15 protein-coding genes and 1 riboswitch are annotated in these 15,308 nt (G+C 61.3%); of the genes, 10 read left to right on the forward strand and 5 right to left on the reverse strand.

Going from position 1 to position 15,308, the window contains the following annotated elements; genetic code table 11:
* Positions 1-46: 46 nt before the first annotated feature.
* From EOL43_RS02135 to dxs, 4 genes are read left to right on the forward strand one after another with little or no spacing between them, the layout of a single operon-like run.
* Positions 47-982 carry a histone deacetylase family protein gene (locus EOL43_RS02135; RefSeq protein WP_133485124.1) on the forward strand — a complete coding sequence of 312 codons (936 nt, stop codon included), beginning with the start codon at positions 47-49 and terminating at the stop codon, positions 980-982.
* Positions 979-1,221: an exodeoxyribonuclease VII small subunit gene (locus EOL43_RS02140; RefSeq protein WP_133485125.1), complete on the forward strand. Its 243-nt coding sequence runs from the start codon at positions 979-981 to the stop codon at positions 1,219-1,221. The genes EOL43_RS02135 and EOL43_RS02140 overlap by 4 nt, the downstream gene beginning before the upstream one ends.
* Entirely contained in the window at positions 1,222-2,076 is an 855-nt protein-coding gene (locus tag EOL43_RS02145; RefSeq protein WP_133485126.1) for a polyprenyl synthetase family protein, read from the forward strand.
* A 15-nt stretch (positions 2,077-2,091) separates the two neighbouring features.
* Entirely contained in the window at positions 2,092-4,020 is a 1,929-nt protein-coding gene (dxs, locus tag EOL43_RS02150) for a 1-deoxy-D-xylulose-5-phosphate synthase (RefSeq protein ID WP_133485127.1), read from the forward strand.
* Positions 4,021-4,213: 193 nt separating this feature from the next.
* Here the strand turns inward: dxs and EOL43_RS02155 are convergent, their stop codons facing one another.
* Together EOL43_RS02155 and EOL43_RS02160 are read right to left on the reverse strand one after the other, a co-directional pair.
* The gene (locus EOL43_RS02155) at positions 4,214-5,011 is read right to left on the reverse strand and encodes an ion transporter (protein WP_133485128.1); all 798 of its coding nucleotides are present in this window, start codon (positions 5,009-5,011) and stop codon (positions 4,214-4,216) included.
* Positions 5,008-5,844, reverse strand: coding sequence for an SDR family oxidoreductase (locus EOL43_RS02160; RefSeq protein WP_133485129.1), 837 nt, complete (start codon positions 5,842-5,844; stop codon positions 5,008-5,010). The genes EOL43_RS02155 and EOL43_RS02160 overlap by 4 nt, the downstream gene beginning before the upstream one ends.
* Positions 5,845-5,941: 97 nt before the next feature.
* Between EOL43_RS02160 and ade the strand changes: the two genes are divergently transcribed.
* The 6 genes from ade (at position 5,942) to EOL43_RS02190 (ending at position 11,853) form a co-directional block, all read left to right on the forward strand.
* On the forward strand, positions 5,942-7,744 hold the full coding sequence (gene ade, locus EOL43_RS02165) for an adenine deaminase (RefSeq protein ID WP_133485130.1): 1,803 nt from the start codon (positions 5,942-5,944) through the stop codon (positions 7,742-7,744).
* On the forward strand, positions 7,744-9,228 hold the full coding sequence (locus EOL43_RS02170) for an AMP nucleosidase (protein ID WP_133485131.1): 1,485 nt from the start codon (positions 7,744-7,746) through the stop codon (positions 9,226-9,228). Before ade ends, EOL43_RS02170 begins: the two co-directional genes overlap by 1 nt.
* A gap of 186 nt (positions 9,229-9,414) precedes the next feature.
* On the forward strand, positions 9,415-9,702 hold the full coding sequence (locus tag EOL43_RS02175) for an HU family DNA-binding protein (RefSeq protein ID WP_108858109.1): 288 nt from the start codon (positions 9,415-9,417) through the stop codon (positions 9,700-9,702).
* An 81-nt stretch (positions 9,703-9,783) separates the two neighbouring features.
* Positions 9,784-10,659 carry a DMT family transporter gene (locus tag EOL43_RS02180; protein WP_133485132.1) on the forward strand — a complete coding sequence of 292 codons (876 nt, stop codon included), beginning with the start codon at positions 9,784-9,786 and terminating at the stop codon, positions 10,657-10,659.
* 57 nt (positions 10,660-10,716) lie between these two features.
* Positions 10,717-11,430: a cytochrome c biogenesis CcdA family protein gene (locus EOL43_RS02185; protein WP_133485133.1), complete on the forward strand. Its 714-nt coding sequence runs from the start codon at positions 10,717-10,719 to the stop codon at positions 11,428-11,430.
* Positions 11,431-11,442: 12 nt separating this feature from the next.
* Complete coding sequence (locus tag EOL43_RS02190; RefSeq protein ID WP_133485134.1) at positions 11,443-11,853, forward strand: thioredoxin family protein; 411 nt, start codon at positions 11,443-11,445, stop codon at positions 11,851-11,853.
* A gap of 13 nt (positions 11,854-11,866) precedes the next feature.
* Here the strand turns inward: EOL43_RS02190 and EOL43_RS02195 are convergent, their stop codons facing one another.
* The 3 genes from EOL43_RS02195 to EOL43_RS02205 all read right to left on the reverse strand — a co-directional run bounded on the left by EOL43_RS02195 (position 11,867) and on the right by EOL43_RS02205 (position 14,937).
* Positions 11,867-12,799 carry an AEC family transporter gene (locus tag EOL43_RS02195; protein WP_133485135.1) on the reverse strand — a complete coding sequence of 311 codons (933 nt, stop codon included), beginning with the start codon at positions 12,797-12,799 and terminating at the stop codon, positions 11,867-11,869.
* A complete protein-coding gene (gene aroC, locus EOL43_RS02200; RefSeq protein ID WP_133485136.1) occupies positions 12,799-13,905 on the reverse strand; it encodes a chorismate synthase in 1,107 nt (368 codons plus the stop codon). The genes EOL43_RS02195 and aroC overlap by 1 nt, the downstream gene beginning before the upstream one ends.
* Positions 13,906-13,971: 66 nt before the next feature.
* Positions 13,972-14,937, reverse strand: coding sequence for a DMT family transporter (locus tag EOL43_RS02205; protein ID WP_133485137.1), 966 nt, complete (start codon positions 14,935-14,937; stop codon positions 13,972-13,974).
* A 240-nt stretch (positions 14,938-15,177) separates the two neighbouring features.
* Positions 15,178-15,285, forward strand: a riboswitch (TPP riboswitch).
* Positions 15,286-15,308 lie beyond the last annotated feature (23 nt).

Genomic DNA, 15,308 nt, shown 5'->3' on the forward strand with positions numbered 1-15,308 from the left:
CGGAACCTCTCTTGTTGTTGCGTCACTATTGCCCTAGCGTCGCGCCATGACAACGCTGCTTTACACCCATCAGGTTTGCTTCGACCACATCACGCCACCCGGCCATCCCGAGCAGGTGGCGCGTCTGGAAGCAATCGAAACCGCCCTGTCCACGCCTCACTTTCAGTCTCTAATCCGGCCTGAACCGCCTGTTGCGTCGCTGGACCACGTGCGCCTTGGCCATTCCCGCGCCTATTTCGAGCGGATCGAGAATGCGCAGCCGGTCGAGGGCTGGGCGCAGCTGGATGGCGACACGTTCATGGCCCCCGGATCGTTCGAAGCCGCCCTGCGGGCCATTGGCGGCAACATCGACGCCGTAGACCGCGTGATGGCGGGCGAGGCACACAACGCCTTCATCGCCTGCCGCCCCCCGGGTCACCACGCCGAGAAAGCCACCCCGATGGGCTTCTGCCTGTTTTCCACCGTCGCCATTGCGGCCATCCATGCAGCCAATACCCACGGGCTGGACCGTGTGGCGGTGCTGGATTTCGACGTCCACCACGGCAATGGCACGCAGGACGTGTTGTGGCATGAAAGCCGGGTGCGGTTTGTGTCGTCGCACCAGATGCCGCTCTATCCGGGGTCAGGTGGCATCCACCAAAAAGGCGCGTTTGGGCAGGTGCTGAACCTTCCCCTGAAAAGCGGCACCGGTGGCGCGGAAATGCGAGACGCGTGGGACCGCGTGCTAACAGACGAGATCGAGCCCTATAACCCCCAGCTTGTGCTGGTCTCCGCCGGGTTTGACGCCCACACCCGCGACCCGCTGGCCAATCTGCACTGGGAGACCAACGATTTCGCATGGCTGGCGCATCGCATCTGCGATCTGGCGGATAAATGCTGCGATGGGCGGGTGGTATCGTCGCTTGAGGGCGGCTATGATCTGGAAGCCCTCGGCGACAGCGTCGGGGCCTATATCAACGTGATGATGGAGCGCGGCGCATGAGCGACAAACCGGTAAGCGAAATGTCCTTTGAAGAGGCCATGCGGGAACTTGAAACTGTCGTGGGCCAACTGGAACGCGGTGACGTGGCGCTTGAGGATTCGATCAAGCTGTATGAACGCGGGGCCGAGCTGAAGGCGCGCTGCGAAACCAAGCTGAAAGAGGCCGAAGAAAAGGTCGCCGCCATCACGCTGGATCAAAACGGCACCCCGACAGGGACGGCTCCGGTCGAAGGTCTGTAAATGTTCAAGACACGTCTGGACGACACCGCGCGGGCTGCGCGGGCGCATCTGCACGCAGCGATCTCTGACAAAGGCGCATTGGCGGAACCCATGCGCTATGCGACTGCGGGCGGCAAAGGGCTGCGCGCCTTTCTGGTGATGGAAGGTGCACGGATTCACGGCGTAGCCGAGGCCCGCGCGCTGTGGCCCGCCGCCGCGATCGAGGCGATCCACGCCTATTCGCTGGTCCATGATGACATGCCCTGCATGGACGACGACGATCTGCGGCGCGGTCTGCCGACCGTTCACAAGAAATGGGACGAAGCGACCGCCGTTCTGGTGGGCGACGCCCTGCAAACACTGGCGTTCGAGCTGCTGACCCATGATGACGTAGGCGATGCGCGCGTGCCTCTGGTCCGCTCTATGGCAGTTGCTGCCGGTCAACTGGGCATGGTGCATGGTCAAGCGTTGGATATCGCCGCCGAAACCGCCGAGATCCCGCTAAATCTGGGCCAGATCACCGAGCTTCAGGCCGGAAAGACCGGCGCTTTGATCCGCTGGTCTGGCGAAGCAGGTGCGGTTCTGGCCGGGGCGGATATCGCCCCAATGCGAGACTATTCCACCGCACTTGGCCTTGCCTTCCAGATCGCCGATGACATTCTGGACGTCGAAGGCGACGCTGCCGCTGTCGGCAAAGCCGTAGGCAAGGATGCCGACGCAGGCAAAGCCACTTTCGTCTCGCTTCTGGGGCTGGAAGCGGCAAAGACCCGCGCAAAAGAGCTTGTAGATCAGGCCTGTGACGCACTTTCCCCCTATGGTGAGGATGCCGATACCTTGCGAGAGGCCGCGCGCTTCGTTATCCAGCGCGATAGATAGGCAAACGGGGCAATTATGTCTGACCGACCCGAAACACCGATTCTGGACCGCGTAGCAGTCCCCGCCGACATGAAAACCCTGTCGGACCGCGAGCTTGAACAGCTGGCGCATGACGTCCGGGCCGAGACGATCTCGGCCGTGTCGGAAACCGGCGGGCATTTGGGCGCGGGCTTGGGTGTTGTTGAACTGACCGTGGCATTGCACGCGGTCTTTGATGCGCCCAAGGATCGGATCGTCTGGGACGTGGGCCACCAATGCTATCCGCATAAGATCCTGACCGGTCGCCGTGACCGCATCCGTACGTTGCGGTGCGAAGGTGGATTGTCTGGCTTCACCAAACGCTCGGAAAGCCCGTTTGACCCGTTTGGCGCGGGTCATAGCTCGACCTCGATCTCAGCCGCCCTCGGCTTCTCGGTCGCCCGCGATTTGGGCGGCGCGCCGGAACACGGGATCGGAGACGCCGTTGCCGTGATCGGCGATGGCTCCATGTCGGCCGGTATGGCGTTCGAGGCGATGAACAACGCCGGCCACCTAAACCGCCGACTGTTCGTCATTCTGAACGACAACGACATGTCGATTGCGCCGCCGGTCGGAGCACTGTCCAGCTATCTCAGCCGACTTTACGCCGAAGAACCGTTTCAAGAGCTGAAAGCCGCCGCCAAAGGCGCAGTCAGCTTACTGCCCGAACCCTTCCAGGAAGGTGCGCGTCGGGCCAAGGAAATGGTGAAGTCCATGACCGTCGGCGGCACCCTGTTCGAGGAACTGGGCTTTTCTTACGTTGGCCCGATCGACGGACATGACATGGACAGCCTTCTGTCCGTCCTGCGCACCGTCCACGACCGCGCCACCGGCCCGATGCTGATCCATGTGATCACCAAAAAGGGCAAAGGCTACGCCCCCGCCGAGGCCGCCCGCGACCGTGGCCACGCCACCGCGAAATTCGACGTGGCCAGCGGTAAACAGCACAAGGCGCCCTCGAACGCGCCCAGCTATACGTCCGTCTTCGGGAAAGAGCTGGTTCGTCTTGCCACCGAAGATGACAAAGTTTGCGCCGTCACCGCCGCAATGCCGGACGGGACCGGGCTGAACCTGATGGCGGAACGCTATCCCTCGCGCTGTTTTGACGTGGGGATTGCGGAACAACACGGCGTGACCTTCGCCGCCGCGCTGGCGGCTGGCGGCATGAAGCCCTTCTGCGCGATGTATTCGACCTTCCTGCAACGTGGGTACGACCAGGTTGTGCATGACGTTGCGGTGCAACGCCTGCCCGTCCGCTTTGCCATCGACCGTGCTGGTCTGGTTGGCGCCGATGGGGCCACCCACGCAGGCAGCTTTGACATCGCGTTTCTGGCCAACCTGCCCGACATGGTGCTGATGGCTGCGGCGGACGAGGCTGAGCTAATGCACATGATCGCCACCGCGCATTCGATCAACGACCGCCCCTCGGCCTTCCGCTATCCGCGTGGCGAAGGCGTGGGCGTTGAGCTACCCGAAAAGGGCGAAGTGCTGGAAATCGGCAAGGGCCGCATGATCCGCGAAGGCTCGCGCGTGGCAATCCTGTCCTTCGGCACGCGTTTGGCCGAAGCCGAAGCCGCAGCCGAGGCGCTGTCTGCCCGCGGCATCACGCCCACTGTCGCCGACGCCCGTTTCGCCAAGCCGCTGGACCGGGCTATGATCCTGTCTTTGGCCGAAAACCACGAAGCCCTGATCACTATCGAAGAAGGAGCCGTCGGCGGGTTCGGAAGCCACGTGGCACAACTGCTGGCCGAGGAAGGCATTTTCGACACTGGCCTCAAGTACCGTTCGATGGTGCTGCCGGATACGTTCATCGACCACGCCTCCCCGGCAAAGATGTACGAAGACGCCAAGCTGTCGGCCAAAGATATCGAAGCCAAGGTGCTGGACGTTCTGGGCGTGGCTCAAATCGGCGAAAAGCGCGCTTAAGCGCTCATATGCACTCCCGCGCCTTGCCTCCCTTCGGTTGTCCGGCTTGGGGGTGGCTCACGATGTGAGCCTATGGGGGCGCTGCCCCCAAACCCCCGAGATATTTATGACAAGAAAATAGAGAGAATCGCTGCTTATTTTCTTGCTTCAAGTATCCCGGGGTGAGCGGGGGACCCGCGAGGGGCAGAGCCCCTTATTGCTTCTCTCGGATCAGACGCTCGATCTCGTCTAAGCGGGTTAGAACGTCATCCCGGTAGCTGTCAGTTTTGGCGACGTCCTCTTCATGATGCGCGTCCTGCATCGAGTTCACGATCAGACCCACCAGCAGGTTTACGACCGCAAAGGTGGTCAGAAGGATGAACGGGACGAAGAACAGCCACGCATAGGGGTGTACCTCCATCACTGGGCGCACGATGCCCATAGACCAGCTTTCCAGCGTCATGATCTGGAACAGCGTATAGGCCGATTGCCCCAGCGATCCGAACCAGTCCGGGAAGGTCGCGCCGAACAGTTTCGTCGACATCACCGCACCGATGTAGAAGATCATCGCCATCAGCAGGAACACGCTTCCCATACCGGGCAGCGCGGTCACGAACCCTTCGACCACGCGACGCAGGCGTGGCGCGACCGAGACGACGCGCAGCACCCGCAGGATCCTGAGCGCCCGCAGGACCGAGAAGCTTCCCGCCCCCGGCACCAGCGCGATCCCGACGATAGCGAAATCAAACAGGTTCCAGCCGCTTGTGAAAAAGCGCAGGCGGTAGGCGAAGATCTTCGCCAGCAGCTCCAGCACAAAAATGGCCAGGCAGAGTTGATCTACCAGCATAATCAAGCCGCCGGCCACGTCCATCGCAGCCTGCGAGGTTTCCAACCCCAGCGTGACCGCGTTCACCAAGATCACACCAATGATGAGGTTCTGCACAATGGGCCGCTCGACCACCTCTTGAACACGTGTTCGAAAGGTATTGGGCGGATCAGAGGTGACGGTCATGGGGTCTCCTGCGTCATGAGGGCTGCTAGACCGGACTTATAGTCGGGGAAGCGCAATTTCACCCCCAGTTCGTCTTTAATTCGATCATTTCGCACCCGTTTGCTTTCCGCGTAGAAACTGCGCGCCATCGGGGTCATCTCGGCGGTTTCGAAATCCTCGGCGGGGGGGATGGGCAGGTTCAGAAGCTCGGCTGCGTGGGCCAGCACGTCCTCGGGCGGGGCGGCGTTGTCGTCGCAGACGTTATAGATCCGTCCCGGATTGGGCTGCGCGATCGACGCGGCGAGCACCTGCGCGATATCCGCGACGTGAATGCGCGAGAACACCTGATCCTTCTTGATGATCCGCCGCGCGGTTCCTTTGCGCACCTTGGAAAACGGACCACGCCCGGGGCCATAGATGCCCGCCAGACGGAAGATGTGCAGGGGCAATCCGGCCTCATCAGCCAACGCCTGCCAGTCGGCTTCAGCCTGAACCCGCAATTGGCCGCGCCGGGTCGAGGGCGCAAGCGGCGTGTCTTCGTCGACCCAGCCGCCCTGATGGTCGCCGTAAACGCCAGTCGTTGACAGGTAGCCGACCCACTCCAACTGCGGGGCGAGGGCGGCAATTTCGTCTCTAACCCGGCGCAAAACTGGGTCTCCGTCCCCATCCGGCCCAGCAGAGATCAGCAAATGCGTCGCTTGCGACAGCGCTTGCGAAATATCCGCGCCCGGCCATTGGATCACGTCCGGCCCCGCCTCGCGCGAGGTGCCGATGACGGTGAAATCGCTGGGTAGCTCGGCCGCCAAGGCGCGCGCCGAGTAGCCGTATCCGAATACAAACAGTGTCTTTTTCATGCGCGCAGTATCGTCGCGCAGCGCGGATTGAAAAGCCCAAAACGGACGTCTCAGATTTTGGGGTTGCGCTAACAAATGATTTCAGAACAATTGATTCATGAGAAAACAGACATTTAAGAGCTGGCCCGAAAGCGCGACGCGATTGATTGCCGTCGCCGCAGGGCGCGACGCAGCAGACACAGTTATCAAAGGCGGCCGCGTGGTGAATGTGCACACGCGCGAGGTGCTGGATTGGCAGGTGGCCATGGCCGACGGGCGTTTCGCCTATATCGGCCCCGACGCCAGCCATTGCATTGGGCCAGATACAGACGTGATCGACGCGGGCGGGCAATACCTGATCCCCGGCCTGTGCGACGGACATATGCATATCGAAAGCGGGATGCTGACGCCCGCTGAATTCGCCCGTGCTGTCATTCCGCACGGCACCACCACCATGTTCGTGGACCCGCACGAGATCGCGAATGTTCTGGGGCTGGAAGGTGTGCGTTTGATGCATGATGAGGCTCTCATCCAGCCTGTGAACATCTATACCCAGATGCCGTCCTGCGCGCCCTCTGCCCCGGGGCTGGAAACCACGGGCTTCGAAATCACGCCCGAGGACGTGGCCGAGGCAATGTCTTGGCCCGGCATCATCGGGTTGGGCGAGATGATGAACTTCCCCGGCGTGATCAACGGCGATCCCAAGATGCTAGCGGAAATGGCGGCGACTCAGAACGCGGGCAAGACCATCGGCGGGCACTATGCCAGCCCTGATCTGGGCCCGAATTTCCACGCCTATGCGGCGGGCGGTCCTGCGGATGACCATGAAGGCACCTGCGAGGCCGACGCCATTGCCCGCGTCCGCCAGGGCATGCGCTCGATGATGCGGCTGGGCTCGGCCTGGTTTGACGTGGAAAAGCAGATTACCGCCGTGACCGAAAAGGGTCTGGACCCGCGCAACTTCATCATCTGCACCGATGATTGCCATTCCGGCACGTTGGTCGAGGAAGGCCACGTAGACCGCGCCCTGCGCTATGCGATCAGCTATGGCTGTGACCCCTTGGTGGCGCTGCAGATGGCGACGATCAACACCGCGACGCATTTCGGGTTAGAGCGAGAATTAGGCTCTATTTCACCGGGAAGACGCGGTGATGTGATCTTTACCGACGACCTGACCACCCTGCCGATCAACCGCGTCTTTGCCCGGGGTGTCAGCGTGGCCGAGGGTGGCAAGATTAGCGTGGACTGCCCGCATCTGGACTGGCCCGCCCATGCGAAGGCCACCATGCATATGGGCAAGACCATCGTGCCCGAGGATTTCATCGTAAAAGCGCCTGATGGTGCGAACTCGGTTACTGCCAGGGTCATCGGGATTGTCGAGAACCAAGCGCCCACAAAGGCTCTAACACGGGACCTTTCGGTGTCTGACGGCATCGTGCAGACCGACGAAGCGCAGGACGTAGCGCAGGTTGCGCTGGTCGAGCGGCACAAGGGCACCGGCGGCGTGGTCAATGGGTTCGTGAACGGGTTCGGCTACACGGGCCAGATGGCCATGGCATCGACCGTGGCGCATGACAGCCACCATATGATCGTGGTCGGAACGTCTCGTGACGACATGGCGCTGGCGGCCAATCGTCTGGCCGAGGTCGGCGGCGGTATGTGTGTCTATCAAGGCGGAAAAGAGCTGGCTTTGGTCGAATTGCCCGTCGCCGGTCTGATGTCCGACGCCCCCGCAACCGAGGTCGCTGAGAAAGCCAAGAGCATCATTGACGCGATGGAGACCTGCGGCTGCACCTTGAATAATGCCTCGATCCAACACAGCTTTTTGGCCTTGGTTGTCATCCCCGAGTTACGGATCTCTGATCTGGGATTGGTGGATGTGACGAAATTCGAACTGACCGATTTGTTGAAGGAAAATTGATGACTCCCAGCGCACCCTCTATCCCCGTGGTCAGCCCCGGTGGCGGCGCCTACCAGGTGTTTACCGACCCCAAGGCAGCAGTGGACGAGCTGAAATCGCTTTATGAAAAGGCCTGCGACTTTCTGTGTGATACCTTCGAACAGAATGCCAGCGGCAAACAACCCCCCAGCCGCTTTCGCGCCTTTTATCCCGAGATCCGCCTGACCACGACCAGCCACGCGCAGAAGGACAGCCGTCTAAGCTTCGGTCACGTTTCCGCCCCCGGCACCTATGCCAGCACCATCACACGCCCGGACCTGTTTGCGAACTATCTGGAGCAGCAAATCGCGCTTCTGATGCAAAATCACGGCGTTCCAGTACAGATTGGATACTCGACCACGCCGATCCCCGTGCATTTCGCCGTGTCGCGCAACCCGGACATCACCGTGCCGCAGGAAGGCGCGATGACCTATCCGCTGCGCGATGTCTTTGACGTGCCGGACCTGTCGACCACGAATGATGACATTGTGAATGGCGTGGCCGAGCTGGATGACAGCGGTGCAGCGCCCCTTGCCCCGTTCACCGCCCAGCGCGTGGACTATTCCTTGGCCCGCCTGTCGCATTACACCGCGACCATGCCCGAGGATTTCCAGAACCACGTGTTGTTCACCAACTACCAGTTCTATGTCGAGGAGTTCGAAGCGTATGCGCGCCAGATGCTCGCCGATCCCGACAGCGGGTATGAGGCTTTCGTGGGGCCGGGCTATCACCGGATCACGACTGCTGACGGGGAATTGCCCACACCGCCGAAACTGCCGCAGATGCCCAGCTATCACCTGACGCGCCCAGATGGGTCGGGGATTACGCTTGTGAATATCGGTGTCGGTCCCTCGAACGCGAAGACCGCAACGGACCACATTGCGGTGCTACGCCCGCATGCATGGCTGATGGTCGGCCACTGCGCAGGCCTTCGTAACAGCCAGCGGCTTGGCGATTTCGTTCTGGCCCACGCCTATCTGCGTGAAGACAAGGTGCTCGACGACGACCTGCCGATCTGGGTGCCGATCCCGCCACTGGCAGAAATCCAGATCGCACTGGAAAAGGCCGTGGCGAAGATCACTGAATATGAAGGCTATGACTTGAAGCGCATCATGCGGACGGGCACCGTCGCGACGCTGGATAACCGCAACTGGGAATTGCGCGACCAACGCGGCCCCGTTCAGCGCCTGTCCCAATCCCGCGCCATTGCGTTGGATATGGAAAGTGCCACCATCGCCGCGAACGGATTCCGCTTCCGTGTGCCCTATGGCACGCTCTTATGTGTCTCGGACAAACCCCTGCACGGAGAGCTGAAACTCCCCGGTATGGCGTCCGATTTCTATAAGACCCAGGTGGCGCGACATTTGCAGATTGGCATCCACGCGATGGAGACCCTGCGCGACATGCCGATCGAACGTATCCACAGCCGGAAACTGCGCAGCTTCGACGAAACCGCCTTCCTGTGAATCGGGGACAAACAGCCCTTCGAGGGTGAATTCAAACCTGCCCTTAGGGAAGCCATGCCATTTTTTGGCGAAAAAGCGCTATTTCCTAGGAAAATAGGGCCAACTAACGATTGTGTCGCCCTGCTACATACAGTTAAATGCCCGCAATGAAGCCCAAGAAATGGGCAATTGTGAGGAGTGTTATACATGTCGAAACCGATGACCAAGACCCAGCTGGTGGCCGCTCTGGCTGAAGAAATGGGTTCGGACAAGAAGTCCGCAGCTGGTGCCCTGGAAGGTATCATCAACATCATCACCCGCGAAGTGTCGGGCGGTGGCGCTGTGACTCTGCCCGGCGTTGGCAAAATCTATTGCCGCGAGCGTCCGGCACGCATGGTGCGCAACCCCGCCACCGGCGAGCAGATCCAGAAAGAAGCCGACAAGGTCGTCAAGATGACCATCGCCAAAGCGCTGAAAGACAGCGTAAACGGCTGATCTGGTCACAAGGGGCCTTGCCCCGCTGCCAAAATTCGGAAAGGGTCGCCAGATTGGCGGCCCTTTTCTATTGGAGGTGACATGGACCTGCGCGCAATCTTCATGGGGCTGGCCTTCGCCCTGATGTGGAGCTCGGCCTTCACCTCGGCCCGGATCATCGTGTCTGAAGCGCCGCCTCTGTATTCCCTGTCATTACGCTTCCTGATCTCGGGTCTGCTGGGCGTCATCATCGCGCGTGCCTTGGGGCAAAGTTGGCAGCTGACCCGGAACCAGTGGCGGGCCGTCATTATCTTCGGATTCTGCCAAAATGCCCTGTATTTGGGTCTAAATTTCGTCGCCATGCAGTGGGTCGAGGCGGGGCTTGCCTCGATCATCGCATCGACCATGCCACTGATGGTGGCCTTCGCCGGGTGGATCCTTCTGGGCGACCGTTTGCGCCCGATGGCCATCGCGGGATTGTTTGCGGGCGTCGTCGGCGTGACGCTGATCATGGGCTCGCGCCTGTCGGGTGGTGTCGACATCACCGGCGTTATCCTGTGCTTCGTGGCCGCCGCCGCGCTGACTGCCGCCACTTTGTCGGTCCGCACGGCATCCTCGGGCGGCAATCTGATGATGATCGTAGGGCTGCAAATGTTCGTGGGCTCCGGCGCGCTGTTCGTCGCGGCGCTGTTTCTGGAAAGCCCGGACTTCACGCCCAGCCTGCGCCTTGGCATGGCCTTTACCTATACCGTTCTGGTGCCCGGACTGCTGGCCACATGGATTTGGTTCGCCCTTGTCGGACGCATTGGCGCGGTCAAAGCCGCTACTTTCCACTTCCTGAACCCGTTTTTCGGCGTTGCCATCGCGTGGCTTTTGCTGGGCGAGGCGCTGAGCATGGTGGATTTCATCGGCGTGGCGATCATCACGGTCGGCATCCTTGCGGTGCAGCTTTCGAAACAAAACCCCACAGCAACGTGAAGCCCCTTGCCCGCTTCGTGAGGTGACTTTCCCGGCGATATCCAACACATTCCAACCATGGAACTTGTCTTTGGATATCTTGCCGGGCTGCTGACCCTGATCAACCCCTGCGTCTTGCCGGTGCTGCCCATCGTGTTGGCCACCGCATTGCAGGCCAGCCGCTTTGGCCCCTTGGCCGTCGCCGCCGGGATGAGCGTGTCTTTCGTCACTCTTGGCCTGCTGGTCACCGTGCTGGGCTATACGATCGGCCTGACCGAGGACATGGTCGCGCAGGCAGGCGCCATCCTGATGGTGGGCTTTGGCCTGATTCTGATGACCCCGGTTCTGTCCGAACGCTTTGCGACGGCTACCGCCGGATTTTCGGCCCAAGCAGACAGCTCGTTGGATGATGTGAACCGCAGCGGCCTCTCCGGTCAGTTCCTTGGCGGTATGCTGCTCGGCGCAGTTTGGAGCCCCTGCATCGGCCCCACGTTGGGTGGCGCGATCTCTCTGGCATCACAAGGCAAGTCAATCCCGTGGGCCGCCGCGATCATGCTGATGTTTGCCCTGGGCGTGTCGACCATCATCATCGCATTGGGCTATGGCGCGCGCGCCGCGATTATGCGCAGACAGGCTCTAATGCGGCGGATTGCGCAGAAATCCCGCCCGATCATGGGCGTGATCTTTGTCGCCGTCGGCACCGCCATCCTGTTCCGCTTTCACCACACACTCGAAGCATGGGCCGTGCAAAACCTGCCCGCCTGGCTGAATGACCTCTCTGTATCCCTCTGAAAGGAGACCACCATGAACCGCCGAGATTTCCTGTCCCTCACCGCTGCCGTATCGCTTGTGCCTGCCTTGGCGCGCGCCGGTGCGATGGACTATTCCCGCGGGCTTGTCGAACAGGCTTTGGCAAATGGGGAAACCGTGTTTCTGGACTTCAAAGCCAGCTGGTGTTCGACCTGCGCGGCGCAGGAACGCGTGATCAAAGCCCTGAAGGCCGAAAACCCCGCCTATGATGAAAACATCACCTTCATCAATGTCGACTGGGACAAGTATGGGAAGTCGAAACTGTCCCGGTCCCTCCGCATCCCACGCCGCTCGACCTTGGTTGTCCTGAAAGGCGAGGATGAACTGGATCGCATCGTGGCAGGCACATCGAAAGCCGACATCAAAGCGCTGATGGATACGGCGCTGTCGGCTGCGACGGCCTGATCGGCGCTTTTCCTCAGGTCAAAAGACCCAACAGCACGGTCAGCGTGACGAAAGCCCCGACCGTTGTGCCCAACAGCGCGATGGAGGCAACGCCCTCGCGCCCGTGCTCCATCGCGAAAACGGTGTAGATGGTGAAAATTGGCATGGCGGCGGACAGGATCACCGCCGCTTGCAGCTCGGGCGACAGGCCGGTGCCCAGCACAAGCAGCGCCACGAAGACCATTGCCGGATGCAGGAACAGCTTGCCCAAGGTGATTTGAGCGGCCAAGGCCCGATTGCCGATCAGCGGCAAGCCCACCAAGCTTCCGCCAATCACAAACAACGCCAAGGCCGAGGCCGACGCAGCCAGCATGCTGAACAGCCGTAGGGCCGGTTCGGGCAGGGTTAGACCCGAAATTGACACGACAAGCCCGGCGGCAAGGGCGACGACCAGCGGCCGCTTCAGCACGCTTAGGATCACGCTGCGCATCTTGGACATCGGGCTGTCATGCGGCCCCTCGCGCCCCATCTCCATGATCGCCAGCGCGATCGGGATCAGCACGAAGTTTTCCACCAGCATGTTCATCGCCAGAATCGATCCAGCCAGATCTGGAAAGGCGAGCAGCATCACCGGATAGCCCACGAAGCCCGAGTTCGGGCAGGTTGTTCCCATCACAGCCACACCGCGCCGGGGCGCATCGCCACCCGTGGCGCGAAACCACGTCCACGCCAGTGCGATGGTCGCAAGCCCTCCGGCTAAGAACACCGACATGTAGGTGGGATTGAACACCTGCGCGACGGGACGGGTCGCTACGGCGTGAAACAGCAGCGCGGGAAGCGCGATGTTCATCACATAGCCGCCCAGCACGCGCATATCAGAGGGTTTGAACCAGCCGCCGCGCGTGGTCGCATAGCCCAGCGCAATGGCTGCGTAGATTGGAAAGGTGATGGCGAGGATCGCCAGCATCAGCCGATCTGACCGCGCGGTCCTTCACCGATTTGCGCGCGGTGCAGCATCAGGTGATCAAGGATCACACAGGCGGCCATCGCCTCGCCCACCGGAACAGCGCGGATGCCGACACAGGGGTCATGACGGCCCTTGGTGATCACCTCAATCGGCTCGCCCGATTTGGTGATCGACTTGCGCGGTGTCAGGATCGAGCTGGTTGGCTTCACAGCAAACCGCACCACAATATCCTGCCCGGTCGAGATGCCGCCCAGAATACCACCCGCGTGGTTCGAGGCATAAACTGGCCCGTCTGGACCCATCGAGATCTCGTCCGCATTCGCCGTCCCGCGCAGGCCGGCAGCGGCCATACCCTCGCCAATCTCGACACCCTTCACGGCGTTGATCGACATCATCGCGGCGGCCAAATCAGTGTCTAACTTGGCATAAACCGGCGCGCCCAGTCCGGCAGGGGCGCCGCGCACCACGACCTCGACCGCGGCGCCGACGCTGTCATTTTCCTTCACGCGCAGGAACTGCAGATAGTCTTCCCATTCCTGCACAGCGCTCGCATCGGGCAGCCAGAACGGGTTGTTGTCGATGGCGTCCCAATCGAACTTCGAGCGATCAAGATGCTTTTCGCCCATCTGGGTCATGTAGCCCTTGATCTCAAGCCCCGGCACCAGCGCCTTCAGCGCCTCGCGGGCAACGCCGCCGGCAGCCACGCGTGCAGCCGTTTCGCGGGCCGAGGAGCGTCCACCGCCACGCGGGTCGCGGATCCCGTATTTCTGCCAATAGGTGATGTCAGCGTGACCCGGACGGAACGTCTTTTCGATCTCGCCATAGTCTTTGGATCGTTGGTCGGTGTTCTCGATCATCAGCTGGATCGGCGTGCCGGTGGTCTGCCCTTCATAAACACCCGACAGAATGCGCACCTGATCGGGCTCGTTGCGGGCCGTGGTGTTCTTGTTCTGACCCGGACGGCGTTTGTCCAGCCAGACTTGCAGCATCTCAGCCTCAAGCGGCACACCGGGGGGGCACCCGTCGACGGTCGCGCCCAAAGCAGGCCCGTGGCTTTCACCCCAAGTGGTGACACGGAAGATATGACCAAAGCTGTTCATCGACATGGGCGCGCTCCTTCATTCCCAAGCGTGATAGCGAAGGGGGAAACGAAAGGGAAGCGCCCCAAGGCGTTAGCTTTCGCTTTGTTGCGGCCTGCGGTGTTTTGGCTTCGGCGTGGGGCCAGCGTCATAGCGCGGGTTCGGATCGCGCAGGATCGGGTTGCGGACCGAGACAGACGGGCGGCTTTCGCGCCACACGATGAACACGCCCGAGGCGATGATCACCGCGGCACCGACGCCCACCCACATGTCCGGCAGCTCGTCAAAGAACAGCGCGCCGAAGGCGGTCGCCCACAGGATCTGGCTGTATTGCGTGGGGGCCACCACCGCGGCGGGGGCCGAACGGTAGGCGATGATGATCATCATCTGCGCAAAGACCGACATGACCCCGACGCTGGCAGCAAGGCCCAGATCCACGATCTGCATCGGCACATAGACGAAGGGCAGGATCAGCCCCATCGCCAGAATGGACGACAGCATGGGGTAGAGGATCATCACGGCGGTCCGCTCCTCTCCCCCGATCTTGCGCATGATGATGGACCCAAGCGCCGAGCAGAAGGCCGCGATCAAAGCACAGATATGCCCAAACGAGATCACGGTCACGCCGGGGCGCAGAACGATCAAAACACCGATCAGACCGACGATCACGGCTGCCCACCGCTGCCCGCGCACGGGCTCACCCAATAGCCATGCCGACATGGCGGTGATCAGAAGGGGTGTGGCGAAGAGAAGGGCATAGACCTCGGCCAGCGGCAGCACGGTGAAGGCGTAGAACGCCGCCGACATCGCGATCACCGTGGTCGTCGACCGGATCAGGATCAGCCACGGGTGATGCGGGCGGAAATTGTCCACCTGACGGTCCGCCAGCATCATGATCGACATCGGCACGAAGGCAAACAGCATCGCGAAGAAGATGATCTGGAACACGGCAAACTGCATGCCCAGAAGCTTGATCACCGCGTCATGGGTGGCAAACAGCCCAAAGGCTGCAAAGGCAAAGCCAAGCCCGCGCAGGGGGGATTGAGATGTGTCCGACATGGACCGCTCCGATACTGAAGGTGTTAGCGATCACATTGCTGATTGTTGCCTGAGGGTCAAGGGCAATGCTGCTATGCATTTTCGCGCGGTTCCAGATGCGGCTCGGCTGGCCCTACGAATTCGCAAAACAGGCCTTAGGGCAAATGAGGTTTCTTTTCATGGGGTTGCGCTGGAATGGTCGGGCTTGCGCAAATGCGCCCGCCAAATCTGCTTGCCATTCTTCTGCGCATTGTGCACGTACGGGGCACCTCGGGGTGCTGTGATCCCACAGCTGAGATGCGCAATCGGCGCGGACCCGTAGAACCTGAACCGGCTAACACCGGCGGAGGGAAGGTGATTTGGACATCCCCAAATGCCCCCATCCGTTCGGC

This window comes from Aliiroseovarius marinus (genome assembly GCF_004360145.1).
Taxonomy (GTDB): domain Bacteria; phylum Pseudomonadota; class Alphaproteobacteria; order Rhodobacterales; family Rhodobacteraceae; genus Aliiroseovarius; species Aliiroseovarius marinus.